Genomic DNA, 21,935 nt, shown 5'->3' with positions numbered 1-21,935 from the left:
ATCTGATGGTCCTACTTGATGCAATTAAATCATGTCTGATCTTATATCCTGATTTGCTTGTTTGACTCTCCTTTATTTAAAGGGATATATACTATAAGAAAGGAGACGACTCTTCGTAGGTAGACTATGGAAACGAATCGTGGCTTAGCAGTGACGACAGAGTCAGTGCACGTTATAGAAAGTATTAATCACTTTCATCAACAAGTTTTAGGGGCAGGGAAGGAACCTCATTTCATTTTAGATGCGGTTAAAAATAATCCTGATAATTTGCTCCTCCAGGTCTATACCGCTGCTTTTTATCTTTATGGCCAGACTGACTCAACCACTGCTTTGGCAAAAGAACATTTATTACACGCTGAAAAATTATTGTCTGCAGCAAATTTAAGAGAAAAATTAACTTATCAAGCGGTTAAAGCGTGGATGAATTTGGAATATGAAAGTGCTTTAACTATTTTAGCGAGTCTAACGGCTTTATATCCTCGCGATACCTTGGCAGCAAAGTTTGCTGAATGGTTATTTTATTGCGCGGGACAAGCATACAATAGCCACAACTATTTAACTTTTTGTGAACGAATTTCTGCACACAATCAAGATGAGTCTCATTTTATAGCCATGCATTCTTTTGCGGCTGAGTTGTCAGGCCATGAGGCAGAAGCCCAACATTTGGCAGAGCACGCTCTTACAATGGAACCCATTACACCTTGGGCTCATCATACCTTGGCACACATCTATCTGAATACAAATAATATTGCCAAAGGAATTACGGCTTTAGAGACGTTCCAAGGAAGTTGGGACGAGATCTCACCGCTTCTTCGTGGACACAACAGCTGGCATTTAGCGTTATTCTACGTTGCATTGCGTCAAGTTGATAAAGTAATGGACCTATATCCTGTGATTTTTGGCATTTCTCCAGATATTATAACCGAGCAAATCGATGCCATTTCATTATTATGGCGTTTGGATATGGCAGGATTGCCGCAGTTGGAGCGATTTAATGCGCTTGCTTATTATCTGAATGAAAATCCATTTACGCATTATACCGGTTTTAATACGGTTCATTACATCTATTGTCTTTCTCGTTTAGGTCAGGAAGTTGCGGTGCAGAAATCCCTATCGTTGATTGAAACGTATGCTAAAACTCTGGCGCAGGGATATAACCAAACATTATGGCTTTCTGTGATATTGCCCTTAAGTAAAGGTGTTCATGCGTTTGTAAATAATGATTTTCAAACAGCCTGTGATTTGATGGCACCTTGTATCTCAAGACGCACTGAAATTGGCGGCAGCGATGCGCAATCAGAAATCATCGCTCAGACTTATTTTATTTGTCTAGTACAAAGCAAGAAGCTGAAGGCTGCACAAGAGTTTTTTAAGTTTCATTTAGCCCATTATAAGGGAACACCTTTGGCTGAATTTTGGTTTGGTTCGAAGTTTAGTTTTTAATAAAAATAAATTGTAGCCTGGGTGAAGCGCAGCAGAACCCGGGTATTTAAATTACCTAATTTTCCCGGGTTCTGCTGCGCTTCACCCAGGCTACAAATTTAAATAACCTCTAAAAGTGCGCAAGCGGCAATACCACCTCCACCCGCAGCAACTAATAACACTTTATCTTTTGCTTTAATGTCTGCATGTTCGCGGAGATAATCCAAAGCAATACCTACACTGGAACCGGAGGTATTGCCTGTTTCTTCTACCGTTTTAACGATACGTTCTTCAGGGAAACCTAATTGTTTGGCTACTGATAAAACTAAATTTTTATTTCCTTGATGAGGTACTAGCCATTGGATATCCGCAGTGCAAAGGTTTAATGCCTTGAGAAATTCTTCAGCTCCATCAACCATTCCGTGTACTGCTTTGACAAACAATGCCGTATTTTCTTTGATCGTAATGTAAAACAGTTCCGGGTTTGTACATTGTGCAGCGGGCAGTCGTGAGCCACCTGCAGGAGTAGAGACTGTATCGCTGACCTCTCCATCTGCAAATAACGCTGAAGCAATAAAACGAAACTCGGCATTTTCTGCATCAGTGGACACAATACAAGCAGCAGCCCCATCACCAAAAAGAACACTTGTGGCAAAATTATTTTTATTTAAAAATTTGGAACGAATTTCACTGGCTATTAATAAAATAGAACCCATGCTCGCTTGAGTAATCGCGGCACTTGTATGTAAACCAACGACAAAGCCCGCGCACGCCGCGCCAATGTCAAAGGCACCGGTATTTTGTAAGCCAAGACGGTATTGCACGAGAGGGCTAGTTGGCGGTGCGAGATAGTCTCCTGAAATCGTGGCTAAGATAATTTGGTTGATCTTATTTCTTTCTGTGGGTTTTGCTGCAAATAATTTCTCCGCAGCAAGTACTGCCAAATCACTACATGCTTGATCGTTATTAACCCAACGCCTATTACGAATTCCAGTCGAGAAACTGACCAGTGTTGGGCTTTGGGTGCTTTTCATCCAATCGAGCACCTCTTGATTACTCATAATTTTTTCGGGCAAGGCAGTGAATGGACCTTTAAGGTATATATTTTTTTCAGCGCATAACAGATTCATGATGATAATACTCCTTCCGAACGCATTAGAGGCAAACCTCCGCTGACCGTAATCACGGAGCCTGTCATAAATGAGGTTCTGGATAATAAGGGATCCATCGCTTCTGCTACTTGTGCCGTCTCTCCCATCATGCCTTGAGGGATAATTTGCGCCATTTTTTCTTGATAAGCAGGCCTTTTCCAGAATTGTTCCGTTCTTGATGTCTTAATCAAGCCAACACGTACGATATTGGATAAAATATTGTTGGCGCTGTAATCAACAGCCAGGTTTAAAAATAATCCTTCTAGTGCAGCTTTGGTCGCACAATAAGCGCCATAACGACTGGTTCCCGTAATTGCCGAAAGGCTGGAAATCAGAATTAATCGGCCAAATTTATGGGCCAAAAAAGCAGGCAGTAATTGGTGAATCAACCAAATATTGCCATGCAAATTATCATCAATGTATGTTCGTAATGCAGGATAAGATAAAGCGTGTAATTTACGGAGTTGATTTACGCGAGTAAACGCATTCAGTATGACACCATCTAAAGGTGTCTGCAGCAAATTGTGCAGATCTTCTTTACTGTTTTCGGGATTAGAAAAGTTGTATACCAAACCGCTTACTTGCATATCGTGCTGTTTGTAGTGTTCTAATGTTTTATCCAGACTTTCTTTAGAGGAACAGGTGATGATGACGCTATCACCTAATTGCAGCCTGCGTTTGGCTATGGCTTGGGCAATATCTGAGGATCCCCCCGTAATCAAAAGATTCATTTTGCCCCCAATTCAATTAAATGTTTTTCGATGCTGTCTATCGATTCATAATGTTCCTTTATTAGAGGCATAACAGGGATTTTAAGTTTAAACTCCCGCTCCAATTCGATAATAAGTAGGGCTAACATTAAGCTATCTAAGCCGCCTTGTTCCAATGTCGCAGATGTATCATGAGGAAGATGGGTAAGCCCAATCTTGATTAATGTATTGCGAATGCGTTCAGTGAGCATGGATTTTATCCTTCTGGCTTAAAAGTAGGGTTTTTCTATCAAGTTTACCATGTTGATTACGTGGCAATTTTTCTAATAATTGCACGCTAATTGGCAGTTTTCTGGGTAAAAAATGTTGTTTTAATTGTTCGGTAAGCATTTGTTCTGTGATGTTGGGACCAAAACTACCTTGTTCCAGACAGGCAAGTAAACGGATACCATATAGTTCATCAGCCAAAGGTAAGACAATCACTTCTTTAATTCCCTTCATTTGGCAAATCTTATGTTCTATATCAATTAAATTGACCTTTTCACCTCCTATATTCACGATGTGATCCATGCGTCCTTTAATTGCTATTAAACCTGAAGGTAATTGCTCTGCTAAATCTCCAGTAAAAAACCAGTCATCGTGTATTCGGGTTGGTTTTTCTTCCCCTAGATACCCCAGCATCAATTGGCTGCCTTTAATGAGTAATTCATTGTCTTCCGACAAACGTATTTGCCAATCACCAATTGGGTAGCCAGCAAAATCTTCGAGAAATAAAGGATCTTTGCTGGAATAAGTGAGTACGCGAGGGGAGGCTTCTGTTAAACCGTAATTATTATAAATTATTGCTTTGGAGAAGGTATGAATTAAGTGGTCACGTAATGAAATGCTCAAAGGTGCTCCCGCAGAAACAACTGCTTTAATCTTTGCTGCACTTTCTGGAAACAATGCAGCCATTTTACTCATCGCAACCCAATGGGAGGGGACGCCACTCCACATTTGCGGCACTTTACCACTTTCTAACAAAGTTTTGATGTCAGTAAATTGTGCGATCAGTTGAGTCTTTATGCCTGCGAGCAACCCCGGGAGTAATTGCCCTAGCAAGCCAAAAGAATACGATAAAGGTAAAAATAATAATTGATCCTCTATTTTAGAAAATTTTAGGGCGTCTATAACCGCATGACAATTTGCGGTGATATTTTTTAGAGACAGTTGCACCGCTTTCATTTGCCCTGTACTCCCCGAGGTAAAGAGTACCAAAGCTAACTGAGGATGATGTTTGATAGAGTTGTTTTCTTGTATTTCTATAAGTTCTCCATCCTCATTAACGGTCATGTTCGTGCTTAAAATAGCTCGTTTTTCCCATTCCAACTCGTGAGCAAAAAGTGCTACGGGTTTTCCAATCTTTAAAGCCGCTAATAATTGAATCACAAATACAGGTTGAGGTGCGGCCTGTAAGACCAATATTCCTGAAGGCAGTTTGTTGAATTGCAAAGACATCTTGTGGATGGCTGTTTCTAATTCAGCAAAACTTAGGTGTTGCTCCTCAAGACTTAGTGCAATTCTATTTGGAAAATCTTGAGCTAAAAATTGCATGATCTTAACCCTCAACTTTATTCAATCGCCAAGTAGCGATAATAGGTAGTGTACTATCCAATAAGTGTTGCCGACAAAAATTTCGACGAATTTTACCACTGGTGGTATGCGGCATTGCTTTGAGTGGAATAAGAACAATGTTATGAATTTCAAGTTGATGGGTCTGATAAATCAGTTCAAAGATGGTATTGAATAAAGTGTCCTGTTCCTCAGGTGTCATCGAGCGATTTTTTACCTCACACATGACAGTAAGCTCGTATTCATGCTCCGTTTGCATGACAAAAGCAGCACATTTACCTAGAGATTCATGCACTGGCGCATGTAAGATAGAGTATTCTATATCTTGTGGATAATGATTTTTTCCATAGAGGATAATCAAATCTTTGATACGCCCCGTCACATAGAGTTCCTCTTCATGTACAAACCCTAAATCGCCAGTTCTTAAATACAATTGATTCCTTGGGTCATCATGAAGTTTGCCTTGAAATGCATGTTGTGTTTCTTCATCTTGTTGCCAATAACCTTGAGCGACACTGGCACTCTGCACCCAAATTTCACCAATTTGATCATCATCACAGAGGGTGAATGTTTCTGGATCAACAATTTTTACAGTTTGCATGAATTGGCCGCAACTAACCAGACTGTGGCTAAAAGAGCTTCCTTCCTCAGCAAAATGGACTCGATGATCCTGATATTGTTCTTTAGCTAAAGTAAGCGTGCGATAGGGTGTATTTGGAACATTGCCGGTTACTAGTAAAGTCGCTTCAGCCAAGCCATAACAAGGATAAAAAGTTTCTTTGCGAAACCCATAATTTTTAAAGGCATCATAAAAATGCTCTAAAGTTTCTTTTCTAATGGGTTCTGCTCCATTTGATGCAATTCTCCAGCAACTTAAATCCAAGCCCTGTTTTTTTTCTTCCTTTATGCGTTTAACACAATAATCGTAAGCGAAATTCGGACTACCACTAATGGTTACTCTGTATTTGCTTATATTTTGTAACCAGGAAAGCGGATTTTGTAAAAAAGAAAAAGGAGACATCAGATAGGTTGGAACACCCGCGTAAATCGGAGTCAAAATATAACCTATTAATCCCATATCATGATGAGGCGGGAGCCAGCTGAATGAAATGGTTTCTTCATTTAATTGAAAAGCATTGTATATTTTGTGAATATTATCCAGCAAATTGCCGTGCGTAATAATCACTCCTTTAGGATGCATCGTAGACCCTGATGTGTACTGAAGAAAAGCAATGTCGTGTTCACGAATAAGCGATGGCTGCCACAGTTCACTCATGTGTAATTCTATGGTGTCTATGGCTAAGCATGGAACGTTATCCAAACAGGGTTTTCCGTGTTTATCCGGTGTGGCAAATTTGACTAAATGATCGGCGGTCATAATCACACATACAGGTTTTGCATTTTGAATAATACGAAGTGCCTTCTCTAATAATTTTGCTTGGGCAGGGGGATAAATGGGTACCGCAATACACCCTGCATAGAGACAACCAAAAAAAGCTTGAATCAGGGGAATACCAGGAGAAAATAATAATAGGATCCTGTCTCCAGGTTTTGCTCCCTGAGTTCGTAATTGTGCAGCAATGGCTTTTGCTCGCTCATCCAGTTCAGCATAAGTCATTTTTTCTTCTAAATCTCTATTTACAAAAGTACAGCCTACCTTTGCTGGAGTATGAAGGGCTCTGTATTGAACTGCATCCACGAGCGAGGCACAATTGAAAATCTCTTTATTCATCACAGAAACCTCATGATTTATGATATTGGAGAACTTGCCCTGCATAAGAGAGGCCGCCTCCGACACTCATCATGAGTATTTTTCCAGGACGGTCAAAAATCTTTTCTTCAACCGCTCTTGCTAAAGAATACAGAACCGATGCGCCACCAATATTGCCAATTGTATCGGAATCCCAAATTATGGATTTATTGATCAGTTGATTTTCTTGAAGAAGTTGGGTAATTAATTTGCGGTTCACTTGATGAGGTATAATCCAGGTAATGGCTTTTCTATCCTCTTCTGTAGGTAATAAATGAGCCAGCATCTGTTTGTACTTAGCATACGCCAGTTCTTTCAACAGTAATTCATCACCAATTAAATGATAACCAATGGTATCAATTTGTTCTTTGGTGGGCGGAAAAACGCCCTGAGTGGTAAATGCTTCAACGTATTTTCCCTCAGTAGAAAAAAAGCTTTTTTCAACGGTGAAAGCACCTGTTTCCTTTTTTTCCATGAACAAAGCTGCAGCACCATCAGCTAAACCTATCCAGGTTTTTTCATTTTCAGGGTCGATTACTTTGGATAATGTCTCGGCACAACTGACCATGACATTCTTGTAACCTAAAGCCATTAAAGCATAGGCAAGATGAAGTGTAGATAAGGAAGTGGAACAGCCTGTTTTTAAATCATAGGCAGGGGCATCTATTCCTAAGCTTCCAAGAACCGCCGCAGCTTGTGAGCCTGTAAAGCGTTTATTGGTTGTCGATCCCAACAAAAAAGCATGGATTTTTGAGGGAGTAAACTGTGTCAATAGTTTTTGTACTGCTTCAGCAGCTAATGATTCAGCGGTCAATTCTTTGGATTTGTCTAACGGTTCCCAAGGTTTATGGCACCAATAACGAGAATTAAAGCCAAACTCCTCACCAATTTTTTCAGCAAATTTTTCTAAAAAAGATAAAGTGTGGCCCGAGGTTCTTGGGAAGTTTTGTAAAATATCCAGATTAGTGACTGGAGGAGAGTCAGGAAGGACACGAGATGCGGCTGTAATATCAAAACGAATATTAGGGGACAAAATTTCCATAGATTTACCTTACATTTTTTTCACGGCTTTAATGCGGCTGGATTATAACCTTTTTTTTAGGAGAATTTGACCCTATTAATTACGAAGTGTATTATTTTGCACAAATTTAACTGAAAGTTGAGTGATATATGACCTCTTCGTCTGTTGATAAAACCACGATGAAGTGGATAGAAAGTCTCATTGATGAGCATAGTTTTCTTCCATTGTTTGCCGATTATGCTCCTAATGATCAACTCCATTTACAATTTGGGGCTGAAGTGATTACGGGCTTAGCTAAAGTAAATCGTAGACCGGTTGCGATATATGCTCATAATCATTCGGTTAATCGCGGATATATAACCAGCCAAGGTGCAAAAAAGATTCTACGCCTCATGGATAGGGCTAAAGACTTACGCATCCCTATTGTCGCTTTTTTAGCATCCCCTGGTATTTCTTTAGAAGAAAATTTGCTAAGTGGTGATGAATACACGCAAATTATCGCACGTAATATCAACCTATCAGGAGTTGTTCCGCAATTTGCAGTACTTGTTGCTCCTACTTTGGGTGCACCTGCTTATTCTGCAGTGTTGATGGATTTGCTCTTCTTTAACAAGCATCGTAGCTATTTGATGGTTACCAGTCCTATGGTTGTTCAACAGGCAATCGGTGAAAAAGTCAGTATGAGTGAACTCGGTGGTGCAACAATGCATGCGAGTACTACTGGCATCGCTGATTTTGTTGATGACAGTATCAGCGCGCAAATCAATCACGTAAAAAACATGCTTCACTTTTTTCCATTACATAGCGGAGAATGTCCTCCGGTGCATGCAGTTTTAGAGCCTGCGCATGCCTTTCCCAATATTCCTGCTGATCCCAGAGTACCATTTAATATGCTCGATTTAATTCAGGCTATTGTGGATGATTCAGACGTAGGACAATACAAAAGCATGTATGGTCAAGCCATGATTTGTGCTTTTGTGCGTATCCATGGGTATGCGGTAGGGGTTGTAGCAAATCAGAGTATTCGATTTAGTGGCGCGATTGATTCTGATGCTGCGCAAAAAGCAGCTAAATTTATCCGTATATGTGATGCTTATCGAATTCCCATACTTACTTTAATTGATGTTCCGGGGTTTATGCCAGGAAAACGCGAAGAGCAAAAGGGTTTATTACAACATGGGGCTAGATTATGTGCTGCAATGCAAACTCGTGTGCCCAGAATGAGCGTGATTGTTCGTAAATGTTATGGTGCCGCTGCGTTTCTCATGATGCAAACCGTATCGCAACAGGGTGATTTAGTTTTGGCTTTAGAGACTGCAACGCTTGGCGTTATGGGCAAAGAGACTACAAAAAAGGTGCAAAGTACGGATGGACAAGTATCTACCGAAATCAACTCGAATGAAACGAATGAGCTGCATCTTGACCCATCTTTAATGGATGCATATGTATCGGGTTTGATCGATGAAATTATTACTCCCGAACAAATACGTAGTCGTTTGGCGCAACATTTGGAATACTTATATCGCAAGATGGATGATCTGCCCATTGCACGACATTCTATTGTGTAAGTTGGTGAGGAAATAACAAGAACCCTCATCCGCCCTATCGGGCACCTTCTCCCTGGTAGGGAGAAGGGATACTTTCTTAGCTTAAAGTGCGCGAAGATCCCCTCTCCCGTTTTCGGGAGAGGGGCAGGGGTAAGGGAAAAAACGCAACTTTGTAAGGATCATCATGTCTTCTTACCACGATTTACTGCAATTAATTCATTCGTTTGAAACCTATTTAGGCAATCCTGAAAAAAAGGATAGTCTGATCAATTTTCAAGAAAGCGTGCAATATGATGAACAAGAACAGCTTGCCTGGAAGCAAATCAAGCGGATTCAGCAATGGGGTTTTATGGATTATCTAATCCCTCAATATCTTGGCGGGAAGTTTGAGTCACTCGATGTTGGGTATAGTTTGGTTAAATCAATATGCAGACGTGATTTAACTACAGGTATCGCCCTGGGTCTGCCATTCCTGGGGGCTTTACCCGTTTGGATAGCGGGAAATGAAAAACAGAAAAAAGAGCTGGCAGCATCTTTTCGTCGTGGCGAAATTACCGCATGTGCTTTGACTGAGGAAGAGCATGGGTCTGATATCATGGCAAACAAAGTAACAGCCCAACCTTGTACGAACGGTTGGGAGTTGTCGGGAAGAAAATGGTGCATTAATTTTGCTACTCTGGGACACAATATTACTCTCCTTTGTCGTACTCATGAACGGGGAGGACCTTTAGGCTTCTCGGTTTTTTTTCTAAATAAATCTGCAATTCAATCCGGTTTTATGCCAACCCCCAAACTTCCTACGCACGGGGTTAGAGGATTGGACATTAGTGGTTTTTCTTTGGAACAGTTTTTTTTACCCCAAGATGCATTGGTTGGTGAGAAACAACGCGGTTTGGAAATTATCTATAAAACGTTACAGGTTTCACGAACTTTATGTGCTTCTTTTTCTGTAGGTGCTGCAGATACTGCGCTACGGTTAGCACTTTCTTTTAGTCGGCAAAGGCAGTTGTATGGTAAGACTGCATATGAGATTCCTGTTGTAAAACAGCGACTGGGAGAGCAGTTTACGCAATTACTCGTTGCAGATTGTACGGCTTTAGCTGTGGCTCGGGCATGTTCGGTGATGCCCAAACAATTATCTTTTTGGTCTGCCATTATTAAATTTTTCATTCCTAAAATAACGGAAGGAATTGTCGAAGAGTGCAGCATAGTGATGGGGGCTCGAGCTTATTTGCGAACAACTGAATGGGCCATGTTTCAGAAAATCAGACGCGATATTTCGGTAATTGGTTTGTTTGATGGGAGTAGTCAGGTTAATTTATCGGTGATTGCGGGAAGTTTATTACCGCAAGCAAAGATGAGAGGGAGTTGTCTTCCAAGTCAACTACAGCAATTGGAGTCTATTTTTAAGCTTAACTGTATTTGCCCCGAATTTTCTCTAGATAGTTTGGGTCTTTTCACTCATACAGAAGACGATATTTTGGCTGGTTTATCCGTATTAAAATCGAAGCAAATCGACCCATTAATCAATGCAGTTCGTACCGAACTCAATCGATTGGATTGCGAAGTAGTTTCTTTGCAAGAACAAAAACAATTTGACCCACGCAGTCTAACCGCATTTCGTTTAGCAGAACAATATTGCTGGATTTTTGCAGCAAGTTGTTGCCTTCATTTTTGGCATTTTAATCAGCAACTCATGGCGAAAGAATTACTGGGTATAGACTGGATTCATTTGGCAATCCAATTAATTCTTAACAAATTAAATTCATGTTCAAAGATTGACACCAGATTGCAAGAGTCTATGGCAGGCTGTTTATCTCAATTTTATGAGCAACATCAATTATTTTCGGTGATTCCCATATCAATACCCGATTAAAGTGCCTCGCCAACTTTAGTTTTTGAGGTTATCATTTCGTATCGCATTCATTTGGGCTAGTAATGGGAATGAATTGGAAAAGACTATTTATTACAGCAATTACCCGAAAAAAATATCAAGTATTTATTAATGATACGAAATATCCCGAGCATGCACGTGAACGCTTATGGAATCAAGAGATTGTACCTTTATTAAAAAAGTCCATGTATTGGCAACCTCGGTTACAAAATATCCGAACTCTAAGCCTGAATGATTTTTCAATTACGAATTATGAGGATTATGAAGCAGAGCTGTTGGCTGCCCAACACAGTCATATTCAGCCTTTTAATGGGGAACAATTGATTTTTTGGTCAGAGAGTTCAGGAACTACAGGCGTTCGAAAATTTTTTCCAATCACCGCGTCTTTTCAGACTCAGTTTCAACGTACGATGCCACCTTATATTTATACTCTGGCTCAGCGTTTTCATGGGTTGTTTAAAGAAAAAATGTTGTATTTGGTAGCAGTTGATTCGCATAGAACGTCTCCAGCTGGTACTCCTTCAGGTTGGATTAGCAATTTTAATTATCGTAATTTACCTTCTTTTATTAAGCGTTTTTATGCTATGCCTGACGAAGTATTCGATAATACAGAAGTTTATGAACAATGGTCCGCTTTATATGCTTTAGCATCTGATCTGAGTGCAATATTTGCAGTAACCCCTATGGTTATTGATACTTTTTTTGAGCGCTGTCTTAAAGATTTTAAACATTTTTTACCCTATTTATTAGGAGAAAAACCTGTTCCTGATTTTTTACCTCCGATTCAAATTACAAGAAAGCGTCGACGTTTCTTACGTCAGTTAGCACAACAAAATCCAATCTCATTTAAAGAGTTTTGGCCTTCCTTGAATTTAGTTGGATGCTGGATTTCCAGCCTTTGTGAATATCCTGCACGTCAATTGAAAAAACTGTTAGGACCAGGAGTTGGCATGGTTGATGGTACTTTTTCCGCTACGGAGGGATGGCTTACTGTTCCTATAGACGATCAACCTGGAGGTTTTTTGCATCCTGGTGCACATATTGCCGAGTTTATTGAAGAGGGTAAAAGTATTAATAAAGAAAATTTTTTACAATCTTGGGAGTTAGAGCAAGGCAAAAATTATGAGGTTTTCTTAACTACAGCAATGGGCTTTGTTCGTTATCAGTTAAAAGATGTAGTGAAATGTACTGGCTTCTTAAATAAGGCACCAAGACTTGAGTTTTGTTATAAAACACAAATGATTAAGTTGGAAAATTGTTCTGTCGCGGGCCAAGAGTTGCAAAACATGTTACGCGATATTTCTTTTGAAATAGAACCTCATTGGTATTTTGCTCGTAATAGCTGGGGAAATAGAATTGTCTTTGTTACTGATGATGCAATTCAAATACCTGATTCGTTATTAGTGCGTATGCACGAACGCTTAATGCAAATAAATGAACCTTATGCTCATGGCGTGAAGACTCAAGAAGTACTTCCCATGGTTTTATTGCAATTGCCTAAAGATGAATTGCTGGCAGATAGCCATGCACAGACTAAACCCAAACTAATTTCTCAGCGAGTAATTACAGAACAATAAATATGACGCTGGCTTACTAATGAATAATGAAAAAGTGACTCTCCCCAGGGGCTGCTCACCTAGCAATTATAAAAGGAATGCATGTTATGACTAAAAAGAATAAAACCAAATCAAAAAAAGCTCCAGGAAAGACTGAATTATCACCGTCTATGCTTATTATTAGTGACTTGGTATCCATCTTATTTAGTTTGATGCCTGGCGTAGCTGCTTTTAGTATAGCGGGTCTATTTATCTATCATGGTTATGCCTATACATGGTTCGTTCTTCCTTTGACTCCCTTTGTTTTATTTGCCTCTTTTATCATAATCATTGCAGCCATTAGGCTGTGTTTACCCCGCTTAAAACCAGGCCGATATAAACGTGAAATGAATCAAATGACGGTTGCCTGGTTTTGTCATTTTGCGCTGACTCGTTCTGCTAAAGTAATTGGCCTGATCCCTTTATTACAGACGTTCAACATCGCGAAGTTTTTTTACTGGCGTGCATTAGGTGCGAAAGTTTCCTTTCAAATTGTGAGTTCTTTTGACATCGATTTTGTGGATTGTCCATTAATTACTGTAGGGAAAAATGTCACTCTTGCGAGCGGAGTGTCAATAAGCTGTCACTCTGATGTAGGTAGCCTACTTTTTCTTGCTCCGGTAATCATCGAAGATAATGTTTTTATTGGTATGGATACAGTTATTGGTCCAGGAACAACCATTAAAAAAGGGTGCTGGATTGGTTATGGAAATACATTTGTCAATCAGGTAGTTGAGGAAAATACTCGATTAGGAAATGTCAGACCCACTCCTGATATGGAGTAATCGCTCTCACAATGGCGTCAACTTAAGAAAACATTGTAGCCTGGGTGAAGCGATAGCGTAACCCGGGAGCTGGTGTCTACATATAGTTTCGAGACCGGGTTACGGCTTTGCCTTCACCCAGGCTACGTGCCCGAACGAAGTGAAGGATCTCCTGAATGAAGCATATGTATGGATTAGTATTGTACAACATTCAGGAGATCCTTCGTCGTTATTTTTATACAAATACTTCCTACTATGTTAATAGGGCAGACTGAGAGCCTACCTGAAATACTATTGGCGCATACGGTAGGTTGAACAAAAAGAGCACAATTATAAAAAACAATGCAGAGCTAATATTTCCTATTCGTATCCATTTTTGCTCCATGTGTTCAGGAAACCACGCGGTAATTGCATAAGTTAAACTAAATAAGATTACCGTGATAATACAAATGACAACATTAACATCCAAGGAATAGGATTGGAAAATTTTATAAGTCATCATTATGACTAAAAGAAATAAAATGATACGATAAATACGTAATAATAACTTCAGCCAGGAGGGCGTTCCTGAGTCTATGCTTCCATCTTGGAAATATGCGTTAAAAAATATAATCCCCAAGGACGTAATAGGAATTAAAATAGTGAGGGGATCGACGTATTCTTCACCGTCTTTTAGGGAATGGCCTAAATAAAGAATAAAATACACGATGCTGATTAAGGCTAAAAAAGGGAATAGATAATACATCATCCTTAATAATAAAAAGCGTAAATTGTAAATGATGTTGATGTTTTGTTGTCCAATGCCAAGTCCTATAAAAAACAAAGTAACATGGGAAATCAAACGAAAATGTAGATTATTTGAATACAAATTCCATAAGAAATCATTTCCTACAGTTCTGAATATAAAAGCGCCTAAAAAGATAAGCAAATTAGCTAAAGCGGAAAACACAGAAGCAACAAAAAGTAGAAGAATAGTATTCCATACAGCAGCAAATAAACTGTTGTAGGTGATCCGCCAGGTATTATCATGATGGTATGCATAGTGAAATGAATGTCCTACATAAATAAATATTGGGAAGGCGCATAAAAATGTAAACCAATGTTCAAGCGGTAAGACTGCAAAACGCGCTTCCATAGGGAGCAAAGGCAACGACAAGAACAAGGCGATTAAAAAGCTGCTTGCAACCAATCGTAAGCAATTTTTATCGTTATAAGCCAGTGCATATAAAAGGGCAAAGAGGCTGATTAAGGCATAATCAAATATTTTGGTAATTTCATTTCGGATTAACCCATCAAGAGCAAATCCAAGGAGTAAGCCAATTAGGGTAAAGAGATAGATTCCTTTTCTTGATGGCATATTTGCTTCTCCTTGTGTGTATGCATTTAGAATAGCTGATTTTAAACTCACTTGCATTTACTTCCTTGTTATTATTAATTTTTGTAGATTGTTTTTTTGGATCAATTGATAGTTATTATGGTTTTATTTTAATCTGTGTTTTTGTAGAATGAATTTTAGGGCCATTCAACGAATCGATTAGTCTATGCTGAGTAAAAGTGAACGTTTTAAACAATGGCGTGGAAGCCAATCCGATGCAGAGCAAAATATCCTAAACTCAGCTCTGCTGATTAGCGATTACGTTAGCTCAGTAGATGATCTTGAAGTAATCCGAACCAATGCGGAGAAAAAATTTCAAGATTTTGATCAATATAAAGTGCGCTCATGGGGAATAATCGCTTTTGTTAAACTATTTATTGATGAAGCAATTGCACAACTACCCGAAACAGCGGATAAAGAAAAAAAATTACTTTCTCATTCCAGTATGATTGTATCTAAGATGTATGAGAACTGGAAAGAGAATGCCACGGAAAATGTTTTTACCTTAATTGGAAATATTGAAAAATTACTTATTTTAAACACCCAGCCTTTTGCCGATAAAAATCACTATAAAGCATTTATGTTCTCATCATATATGTTACTCCAACTTATCAAAGTAGCAATTGAGCAAATAGATTGGAAAGCACAACTCGCGATTTCATTTTTTTTTGATTTAAATCAAATCAAACCAAAAATAGATTTTTTTTTGCAAAGAATAGAAGAAAAAATGGAGCGATTAAATCATCCAGAACTATCAACAAAAAAAACCGATCGTGTTGCGGTTGATCCTTTAAAACCAATTAAAGATCTCTTAAGCAGACGCTACCTCAAAATATTAGGTATTAGTCCTTCAATCAATGCAAAACCTGCAAGAACACATGAATTGCATGAAATAAAACGCCATGCACCGGCAACAGCCAGGTTGTTTCCAGCAGAAGAAAAGCAAGTCAAGCAAAGTATTTTTGATAGCCTTAATGAGCTTGAAGCAGATATAGAAAAAGTTTCTTCAGGTATTTTTAGCTTAATTGAGCTACGCAAGAAAAAGGCGGAGCTTGATGGAAAAATAGAGAAGGTGAATCAATTCATTAAAGCAATAGATGAAAATGATAAAAAAATTATTGGAAGAAAATATTTTTTAGATTTTATAGAGGCCCATAAAGAGTTATATCAAGCTCTTTTAGAAGATATAGAGAGTCCCCAAAAGCAAAAACTTCTTGATAAAATAAAGCAATTAAAGAGTTCGCTCGCGTCTTCAAATTTATCTTCAGGGGCTGTGCAAGGAATCAATTGGGTGGCTACACCGTTCACTGTTGTTTATCGAACGGCTACACCTCAAGTGATGCAAGAAGCAATTGGATCCACCCTGCCTGCTACATTAGATAGTTCGTGCAAAATGGAGCTTAAAGCTTTGCTTGATGAATGTTTGCAGGATTTACAAAGCAAGTTGAAAAAGAAAGAGAGTCAAATTGCTGCGATAAACCATCGTTTTTTTAATTATGATGTAACACTGAGGTTGTTGATAGAAAATGAAAGTTCTGAGCAACTTGCCCTTTTGAAAAAAGCAAATGATTCGATGGGCGATGCGGTACAAGCCAGTTGTAAGTTACTTACCACCCTAAAACAAAATTCACTTTCCCTAAATACACTTCGGGGACATAGTGAAACTTTGGGGGAGTTTATCCGGTTGCATGATGGATTCTTCGTGAAAATTTGCAATTTTTTAGCTCAGTACTTTGCTTTTTTCAAAACTGAGACAGCAAAAATGATTGATGATGCCGTTGTTTTGAAAACTAAAGTAGATCGATTAGCTGGTGAATATCAACGTGCTGTAGATCAGGGAATACGACAAATTGAACGCACTCCGAATCTGGATTTTCCCATTAAAAATCATATAAGAAGCCAATTTAACGTAGAGGTGCAGGAAGTTCTCCAAGAGGAGCAAAATTATATAAATCCAAACAAGCGTACGGTGCGTTTATTAATGAACAGTTTATTAAGCTTGTTTGCTGAAAGAAAACCTCAACCCTTAAAGGAACACGAGCGTGATGAAGAAAAATTGATTTCAACGTCTGCCAATATTTAATTTTTACATGCATAAGTGAAATGCATGTGATAGTTAAGGATTTTCTTTATTTCAGTGAACTGAAACTGCTTTATTGCGTTTTTGAATTGTTTGAGCAACCAATAACATAAATGACTTGATTTTTAAGAACCCTGTGTTTAAAGTTCGTTCAGACTTTACTGATTTAAGGAGGATTAAAATGTTTGGTTTTTTTAATGCGGAAAATAAATGGCGTGCCGCCATGCAAATCACAAATGGGCTTGCTCTGATGTTTGCTGCATATAATTTGTTGTCTAATCCAGAAACAGTTTGGGAAAATGGCTTTGATATTGCAATGTGTGCACTTAATGTAGTGACATTCAGTAGCAATGATAACGCGTTGTCCAGCATAGGAAATTGCGCGCTTAATTTTACCGGTTTGGGTACTGTTTATGCTGGAGTTACCTCAGGTTGCACTGTGAATCCACTTACGGTTAACGCGGGCAAGGCTGTGTTACATTTAACCAATGCAGTAACGAGTATTTGTTATAAATATGAGCCAAAGCAAGAAGAAACTGCTTCAGAAGCTCTAAGAAAAACGATGTAATCGTAATTGTTCAAGACCTCGTCATCCCTGAAGTTGACAACGGAGGATCTCCTGATTTGTGCCATATTTTACCATTAAAGCACATGCCGCATTTAGGAGATCCTTCACTGATATACTCTGGCTGAAAAGTCCATTTTTTACAAAAAAATAAACCAGTTTAAAAATAAATCATCTTTCTCATAAAAAAATCAGTTGCACTGAAAATTTTGAGCTATATTAAAAATACAGGATTTGAACAAAAACTAATAAGGACAAATCATGGGCTCAATTCTGCTATTATTTTTAGCAGTAACTACTACATACATCCCGCAGCTGCCATTGGAGTTTCCTCAGGCTCAAGCCATAAAGAACGATGTTCGTTCCATCAGCGAAACAGCGCAGTTTTCGGTGCAAATTAATGCCCAATCATTAAATGACATTAAGCTGATGTTAACTCATGAAGCGCCTCACTTAAACCCACTTGTTATCAATAAGGTACTTACTTCTTTAAAGTGTGCCACTGAATATAATGTGGATCATAATAATATTTTAACGATTATCGATTATTCATTACCTTCCAATGAAAAACGGTTGTGGGTATTTGACTTAAATGCAAAAAAATTATTGTTTCATACCTATGTGTCACATGGCATTAAATCCGGTACCTTACTTACCAATTATTTTTCAAACAAATTCAATAGTAAAGCGAGTAGTATAGGCGTTTATCAAACACAACAAGCTTATTATGGTCGCGATGGTCTTTCATTGCGTTTAGATGGTTTAGACCGTAATTTTAACGATAATGCATCAGGTCGCTCTGTTGTAATGCATTCCGGGTGGTATGTAGAAGAACGCTTTATCAAAAAATATGGAAGACCGGGGCGAAGCTGGGGATGTCCTGCACTTCCTTTAGAAAATTCACAAGCAATCATTAATACCATAAAGGATAAGTCGTTATTGGTTATCTATTATCCTAGTGATGCATGGTTTGCAAAATCAAAATTTTTAAATTGTGAAAAAAATTCTGCGCCGCAATATACGAGCAATCCGACAATACAAGTACCTGCATCGGCTCCTGATGAGCATCGTGATGCAATCTTTTTTGTAGGGAGCGGATATAAAGGCAAACGTGCTGAAACCAATCCTGTTGCAGTCATTTCTGCAGATACATATGAGCGTGTATTTCATACTAAAGCGCCCTTGTCACGCATGCTGCGCCGACAAATCAATAATGCAGAATATATTGCATTGAATGCCAGTGAACTTGATTACTTGGCGAATCACAACAATCCAAGTGCTGCACAAGATGATGGTATTAGTGCAATCCGTTTTGTAATACCCACTCTTAAGGTTGTTCGAGGTGGTTATTATGAGACGCAAATGCAAATTGTTGATTTAGGTAGAATCACTCAAGTTAAGGTTAATGGTGATTCAGCCAGAGAAAATATCACGGTTTATTTTGATGGTAAATCTTCTGTAAATTTAAATCCACATAATGAATTTATTCGTTGGGTAGGCTTGTAGGCCATTTTCATTTCTACTATTTTGGCCAAACTGCCTTATTTTCTATGCTCCGATGCTCACATACTGATGTATGCTGCGCTTCGGTGCTCAAAAATCAAGCCATTTTGGCTCAAGCTAGCGAAATGTAAACAGACCTATATATTCTTTTTATCCAAGTCCGAATCATCCAGTTCAAGCCACATTGCATTTAAGATCGCAAAACAACAAGCCAGACCAGTACCCAAAATCCAGGAAAAATACCACATAATAACCTCCTAATAGGCTGTATCCCGATTTTTATTAACGGTATCTTCTGTTATTTTTCCTCGCAACACACGATAGACCCAAGTCGTATAAAGCAGTACCACCGGTAAAAAAATAACAGTTGCTACCAACATAATAAATAAAGTTAAATGGCTTGACGAACTATCCCACACCAGCAAACTTTGTTCTGGATTTGATGAAGAGGGCAGTATAAAGGGAAACATACTCACACCCACAGTGGCAATAATTCCAGCAACAGAAAGTGCACTGCATATAAAAGCAGTTTTAACATGTTTTGCTGCAAGAAAGGCTAACAAGGCTCCAATAATTCCAACTGCTGGCACCAATAGAGTTATGGGTAGGATTTGATAATTGGAAAACCAAGCTGTTGCTTGACGAATAACAGTTTTGTAAAGCGGATTAGATGGACCATCATGGGCTAGAGTTCCAGTCACACTGTAACCATCAATACCATAATGAAGCCAAATCCCCGCACCAATAAAGACCAATAACGTCAATAGTGCAGATATTTTTCCTGCGCTCATGGCACGTTGCTGTAAATGTCCTTCCGTCCTCAAGTTAAGGAAAAAAGCACCATGCATAGAAAGCATTAATACCGACAAGATGCCGCATAACAGGGCAAAAGGGTTCAACAATCCAAAAAAGCTGCCAGTATAAAAAGGTCGTAAATACTCATCATAATGAAAAGGAACGCCTTGTAATACATTGCCTATAGCAACACCAAATATTAGTGATGGTACGAAACCACCGACAAATAACGCATAATCCCAAAAAGTACGCCATCGATAATTGGTTAATTTTGAACGGTATTTAAATCCAACCGGACGTAAAATGAGTGCTAACAAAACCAGAAGCATAGCGAAATAAAAACCCGAGAAAGAGAGGGCATATAAGGCTGGCCAGGCAGCAAAGATTGCACCGCCACCGAGAATAAACCAGACTTGATTCCCTTCCCAGGTTGGACCAATGCTGTTAATTAATACACGCCTCTCGATATCTGTTTTAGCAAGCCATGGCAGCCATATGGCAACACCTAGATCAAAACCATCCATGATTGCAAAACCAATGAGTAATACACCGAGCAGAATCCACCATATAATTCGTAATGTTTCATAATCCAATGGCATTTTGAATCTCCTAATGAGCCATATTATCTGGGCCAAGACGGATGTACTTCACCATCAAGAAAATTTCAACTACAGCGAGAATTGTGTAGAAGAGAATAAAACCGGTTATTGAGGTTAATACTTGAGTCACACTCAAACTAGAGGTACCCATTGCTGTGGGTAAGATATCCTGAACTACCCAAGGTTGCCGTCCGTATTCTGCGACTACCCATCCCAACTCTGCAGCAATCCAAGGTAATGGAAGTGAAAAGAATGCAGCACGCAAGTACCAGCGGGTAGTATGTAATTTACGCTTCATGGACAAGTAAAAACCTGTTGCAAATAAGAGGATGAAGAAGAACCCACAAGCAACCATAATCCGGAAAGAGAAAAATAAAGGTGTCACACGGGGTTTCAAATCCTGTGCTGCTTGATTAATTTGCGCTTCAGTTGCGTCAACTACTTTTTCAGTATATTTCTTTAAGAGCAGACCGTAACCTAAATATTTGCTGTGTGCAGTAAAATCTGTTTTTGCTTGCACATCATTAGGATTTTTTTGTAATCGGGTCAACGCCTCATAGGCGAGCATACCTTCTTTGATTCGTTGTTTCCCCTGTTCTATCAACTCAGAAATTCCTTCTAGGGGTTCTGTGAAAGAACGCGTTGCGATGATTCCCAATACGAAGGGAATATCCAATGCATAATTGGTTTTCATAGATTGTTCATCGGGAATACCAAAGACGGTTAGGGGTGCAGGAGCTGCTCCTGTATGCCACATCGCTTCTATTGCTGCGAATTTCATTTTTTGATTTTCATTATCTAGACGGCCGCTTTCATCACCTAATACGACCACCGCTAAAGCTGATGCAAGCCCAAAGCTTGCAGCAACTGTCATTGAACGTTTGGCGAAATTGATATTTCTACCGCGTAATAAAAAATAAGCGCTAATGGATAAAACAAAAATTGAGCCAGTAACATAACCAGCACTTATGGTATGAACAAATTTGGCTTGTGCCACTGGATTAAACATTACTGCAGCAAAATCAGTTACTTCCATACGCATGGTTTGGAAATTGAATTCAGCGCCAACAGGGTTTTGCATCCAGCCATTAGCAATTAAAATCCACAATGCAGAAAGATTTGTACCTAAAGCCAATAACCAGGTACAAAACATATGCTGCACGCGACTTAATCTATCCCAACCAAAGAAAAACAAACCCACAAAAGTAGCTTCTAGGAAGAACGCCATAAGTCCTTCAATCGCTAATGGGGCACCAAAAACATCTCCAACATAATGAGAGTAATAAGCCCAATTGGTACCGAATTGAAACTCCATGGTTAAGCCGGTAGCTACGCCTAAAACAAAATTAATGCCAAAGAGAATCCCCCAATATTTGACCATCTGTCGCCAAATATCACGACCGGTCATTACATAAATGGTTTCCATGATCGCTAAAATTAACGACAAGCCCAACGTGAGTGGGACAAAAAGAAAATGATAAAGCGCAGTTAGAGCAAACTGTAAACGGGAAAGATCGACCAGGTCACTGCCAGGAATCATTGCTCACCTCACA

At 39.0% G+C, this 21,935-nt stretch carries 18 protein-coding genes; 8 read left to right on the top strand and 10 right to left on the bottom strand.

Features of this window, described 5'->3' with window-relative positions:
* Positions 1-126: 126 nt before the first annotated feature.
* Positions 127-1,443 (top strand): tetratricopeptide repeat protein, encoded by a 1,317-nt coding sequence (locus Lstg_RS07030; protein ID WP_058476955.1) that lies wholly within the window; start codon positions 127-129, stop codon positions 1,441-1,443.
* A 98-nt stretch (positions 1,444-1,541) separates the two neighbouring features.
* Here the strand turns inward: Lstg_RS07030 and Lstg_RS07025 are convergent, their stop codons facing one another.
* The 6 genes from Lstg_RS07025 to Lstg_RS07000 are packed head-to-tail and all read right to left on the bottom strand — an operon-like array spanning position 1,542 to position 7,686.
* On the bottom strand, positions 1,542-2,552 hold the full coding sequence (locus Lstg_RS07025; RefSeq protein ID WP_058476954.1) for a 3-oxoacyl-ACP synthase III family protein: 1,011 nt from the start codon (positions 2,550-2,552) through the stop codon (positions 1,542-1,544).
* Positions 2,549-3,304, bottom strand: a complete 756-nt coding sequence (locus tag Lstg_RS07020) for an SDR family NAD(P)-dependent oxidoreductase (RefSeq protein ID WP_058476953.1) — start codon at positions 3,302-3,304, stop codon at positions 2,549-2,551. Before Lstg_RS07020 ends, Lstg_RS07025 begins: the two co-directional genes overlap by 4 nt.
* On the bottom strand, positions 3,301-3,534 hold the full coding sequence (locus tag Lstg_RS07015) for an acyl carrier protein (RefSeq protein ID WP_058476952.1): 234 nt from the start codon (positions 3,532-3,534) through the stop codon (positions 3,301-3,303). The genes Lstg_RS07020 and Lstg_RS07015 overlap by 4 nt, the downstream gene beginning before the upstream one ends.
* A complete protein-coding gene (locus Lstg_RS07010; protein WP_058476951.1) occupies positions 3,524-4,876 on the bottom strand; it encodes a class I adenylate-forming enzyme family protein in 1,353 nt (450 codons plus the stop codon). The genes Lstg_RS07015 and Lstg_RS07010 overlap by 11 nt, the downstream gene beginning before the upstream one ends.
* A gap of 4 nt (positions 4,877-4,880) precedes the next feature.
* Complete coding sequence (locus tag Lstg_RS07005) at positions 4,881-6,626, bottom strand: fatty acyl-AMP ligase (protein ID WP_058476950.1); 1,746 nt, start codon at positions 6,624-6,626, stop codon at positions 4,881-4,883.
* 10 nt (positions 6,627-6,636) lie between these two features.
* Entirely contained in the window at positions 6,637-7,686 is a 1,050-nt protein-coding gene (locus Lstg_RS07000) for a 3-oxoacyl-ACP synthase III family protein (RefSeq protein ID WP_058476949.1), read from the bottom strand.
* A 128-nt stretch (positions 7,687-7,814) separates the two neighbouring features.
* Between Lstg_RS07000 and Lstg_RS06995 the strand changes: the two genes are divergently transcribed.
* The 4 genes from Lstg_RS06995 (at position 7,815) to Lstg_RS06980 (ending at position 13,486) form a co-directional block, all read left to right on the top strand.
* The gene (locus tag Lstg_RS06995) at positions 7,815-9,233 is read left to right on the top strand and encodes an acyl-CoA carboxylase subunit beta (protein ID WP_058476948.1); all 1,419 of its coding nucleotides are present in this window, start codon (positions 7,815-7,817) and stop codon (positions 9,231-9,233) included.
* A 163-nt stretch (positions 9,234-9,396) separates the two neighbouring features.
* Positions 9,397-11,088 (top strand): acyl-CoA dehydrogenase family protein, encoded by a 1,692-nt coding sequence (locus Lstg_RS06990; RefSeq protein WP_058476947.1) that lies wholly within the window; start codon positions 9,397-9,399, stop codon positions 11,086-11,088.
* A gap of 68 nt (positions 11,089-11,156) precedes the next feature.
* The gene (locus tag Lstg_RS06985) at positions 11,157-12,683 is read left to right on the top strand and encodes a GH3 family acyl-acid amido synthetase (RefSeq protein WP_058477051.1); all 1,527 of its coding nucleotides are present in this window, start codon (positions 11,157-11,159) and stop codon (positions 12,681-12,683) included.
* A gap of 86 nt (positions 12,684-12,769) precedes the next feature.
* Positions 12,770-13,486 carry a DapH/DapD/GlmU-related protein gene (locus Lstg_RS06980; RefSeq protein ID WP_058476946.1) on the top strand — a complete coding sequence of 239 codons (717 nt, stop codon included), beginning with the start codon at positions 12,770-12,772 and terminating at the stop codon, positions 13,484-13,486.
* A 232-nt stretch (positions 13,487-13,718) separates the two neighbouring features.
* Here Lstg_RS06980 and Lstg_RS06975 read toward each other — a convergent pair whose 3' ends face one another.
* On the bottom strand, positions 13,719-14,822 hold the full coding sequence (locus Lstg_RS06975) for a hypothetical protein (protein WP_058477050.1): 1,104 nt from the start codon (positions 14,820-14,822) through the stop codon (positions 13,719-13,721).
* 184 nt (positions 14,823-15,006) lie between these two features.
* Between Lstg_RS06975 and Lstg_RS06970 the strand changes: the two genes are divergently transcribed.
* The 3 genes from Lstg_RS06970 to Lstg_RS06960 all read left to right on the top strand — a co-directional run bounded on the left by Lstg_RS06970 (position 15,007) and on the right by Lstg_RS06960 (position 18,991).
* On the top strand, positions 15,007-16,923 hold the full coding sequence (locus tag Lstg_RS06970) for a hypothetical protein (RefSeq protein WP_058476945.1): 1,917 nt from the start codon (positions 15,007-15,009) through the stop codon (positions 16,921-16,923).
* A gap of 178 nt (positions 16,924-17,101) precedes the next feature.
* Positions 17,102-17,488: a hypothetical protein gene (locus Lstg_RS06965; RefSeq protein ID WP_058476944.1), complete on the top strand. Its 387-nt coding sequence runs from the start codon at positions 17,102-17,104 to the stop codon at positions 17,486-17,488.
* Between the two features lie 258 nt (positions 17,489-17,746).
* Entirely contained in the window at positions 17,747-18,991 is a 1,245-nt protein-coding gene (locus Lstg_RS06960; RefSeq protein ID WP_058476943.1) for a murein L,D-transpeptidase catalytic domain family protein, read from the top strand.
* A gap of 134 nt (positions 18,992-19,125) precedes the next feature.
* On the opposite strand, the gene cydX is transcribed toward Lstg_RS06960, so the two are convergent.
* Genes cydX through Lstg_RS06945 form a run of 3 tightly spaced genes read right to left on the bottom strand, consistent with a single transcriptional unit; the run spans position 19,126 to position 21,922 of the window.
* The gene (cydX, locus tag Lstg_RS06955) at positions 19,126-19,239 is read right to left on the bottom strand and encodes a cytochrome bd-I oxidase subunit CydX (RefSeq protein ID WP_202972785.1); all 114 of its coding nucleotides are present in this window, start codon (positions 19,237-19,239) and stop codon (positions 19,126-19,128) included.
* A gap of 6 nt (positions 19,240-19,245) precedes the next feature.
* Positions 19,246-20,382, bottom strand: coding sequence for a cytochrome d ubiquinol oxidase subunit II (gene cydB, locus Lstg_RS06950; RefSeq protein WP_058476941.1), 1,137 nt, complete (start codon positions 20,380-20,382; stop codon positions 19,246-19,248).
* Between the two features lie 10 nt (positions 20,383-20,392).
* Positions 20,393-21,922 (bottom strand): cytochrome ubiquinol oxidase subunit I, encoded by a 1,530-nt coding sequence (locus tag Lstg_RS06945; RefSeq protein WP_058476940.1) that lies wholly within the window; start codon positions 21,920-21,922, stop codon positions 20,393-20,395.
* Positions 21,923-21,935: the final 13 nt, after the last annotated feature.

It is taken from the genome of Legionella steigerwaltii (genome assembly GCF_001468065.1).
GTDB lineage: Bacteria > Pseudomonadota > Gammaproteobacteria > Legionellales > Legionellaceae > Legionella > Legionella steigerwaltii.
The sequence above is the reverse complement of the archived record's forward strand: the minus strand, read 5'-3'. Positions and strand labels throughout refer to the sequence as shown.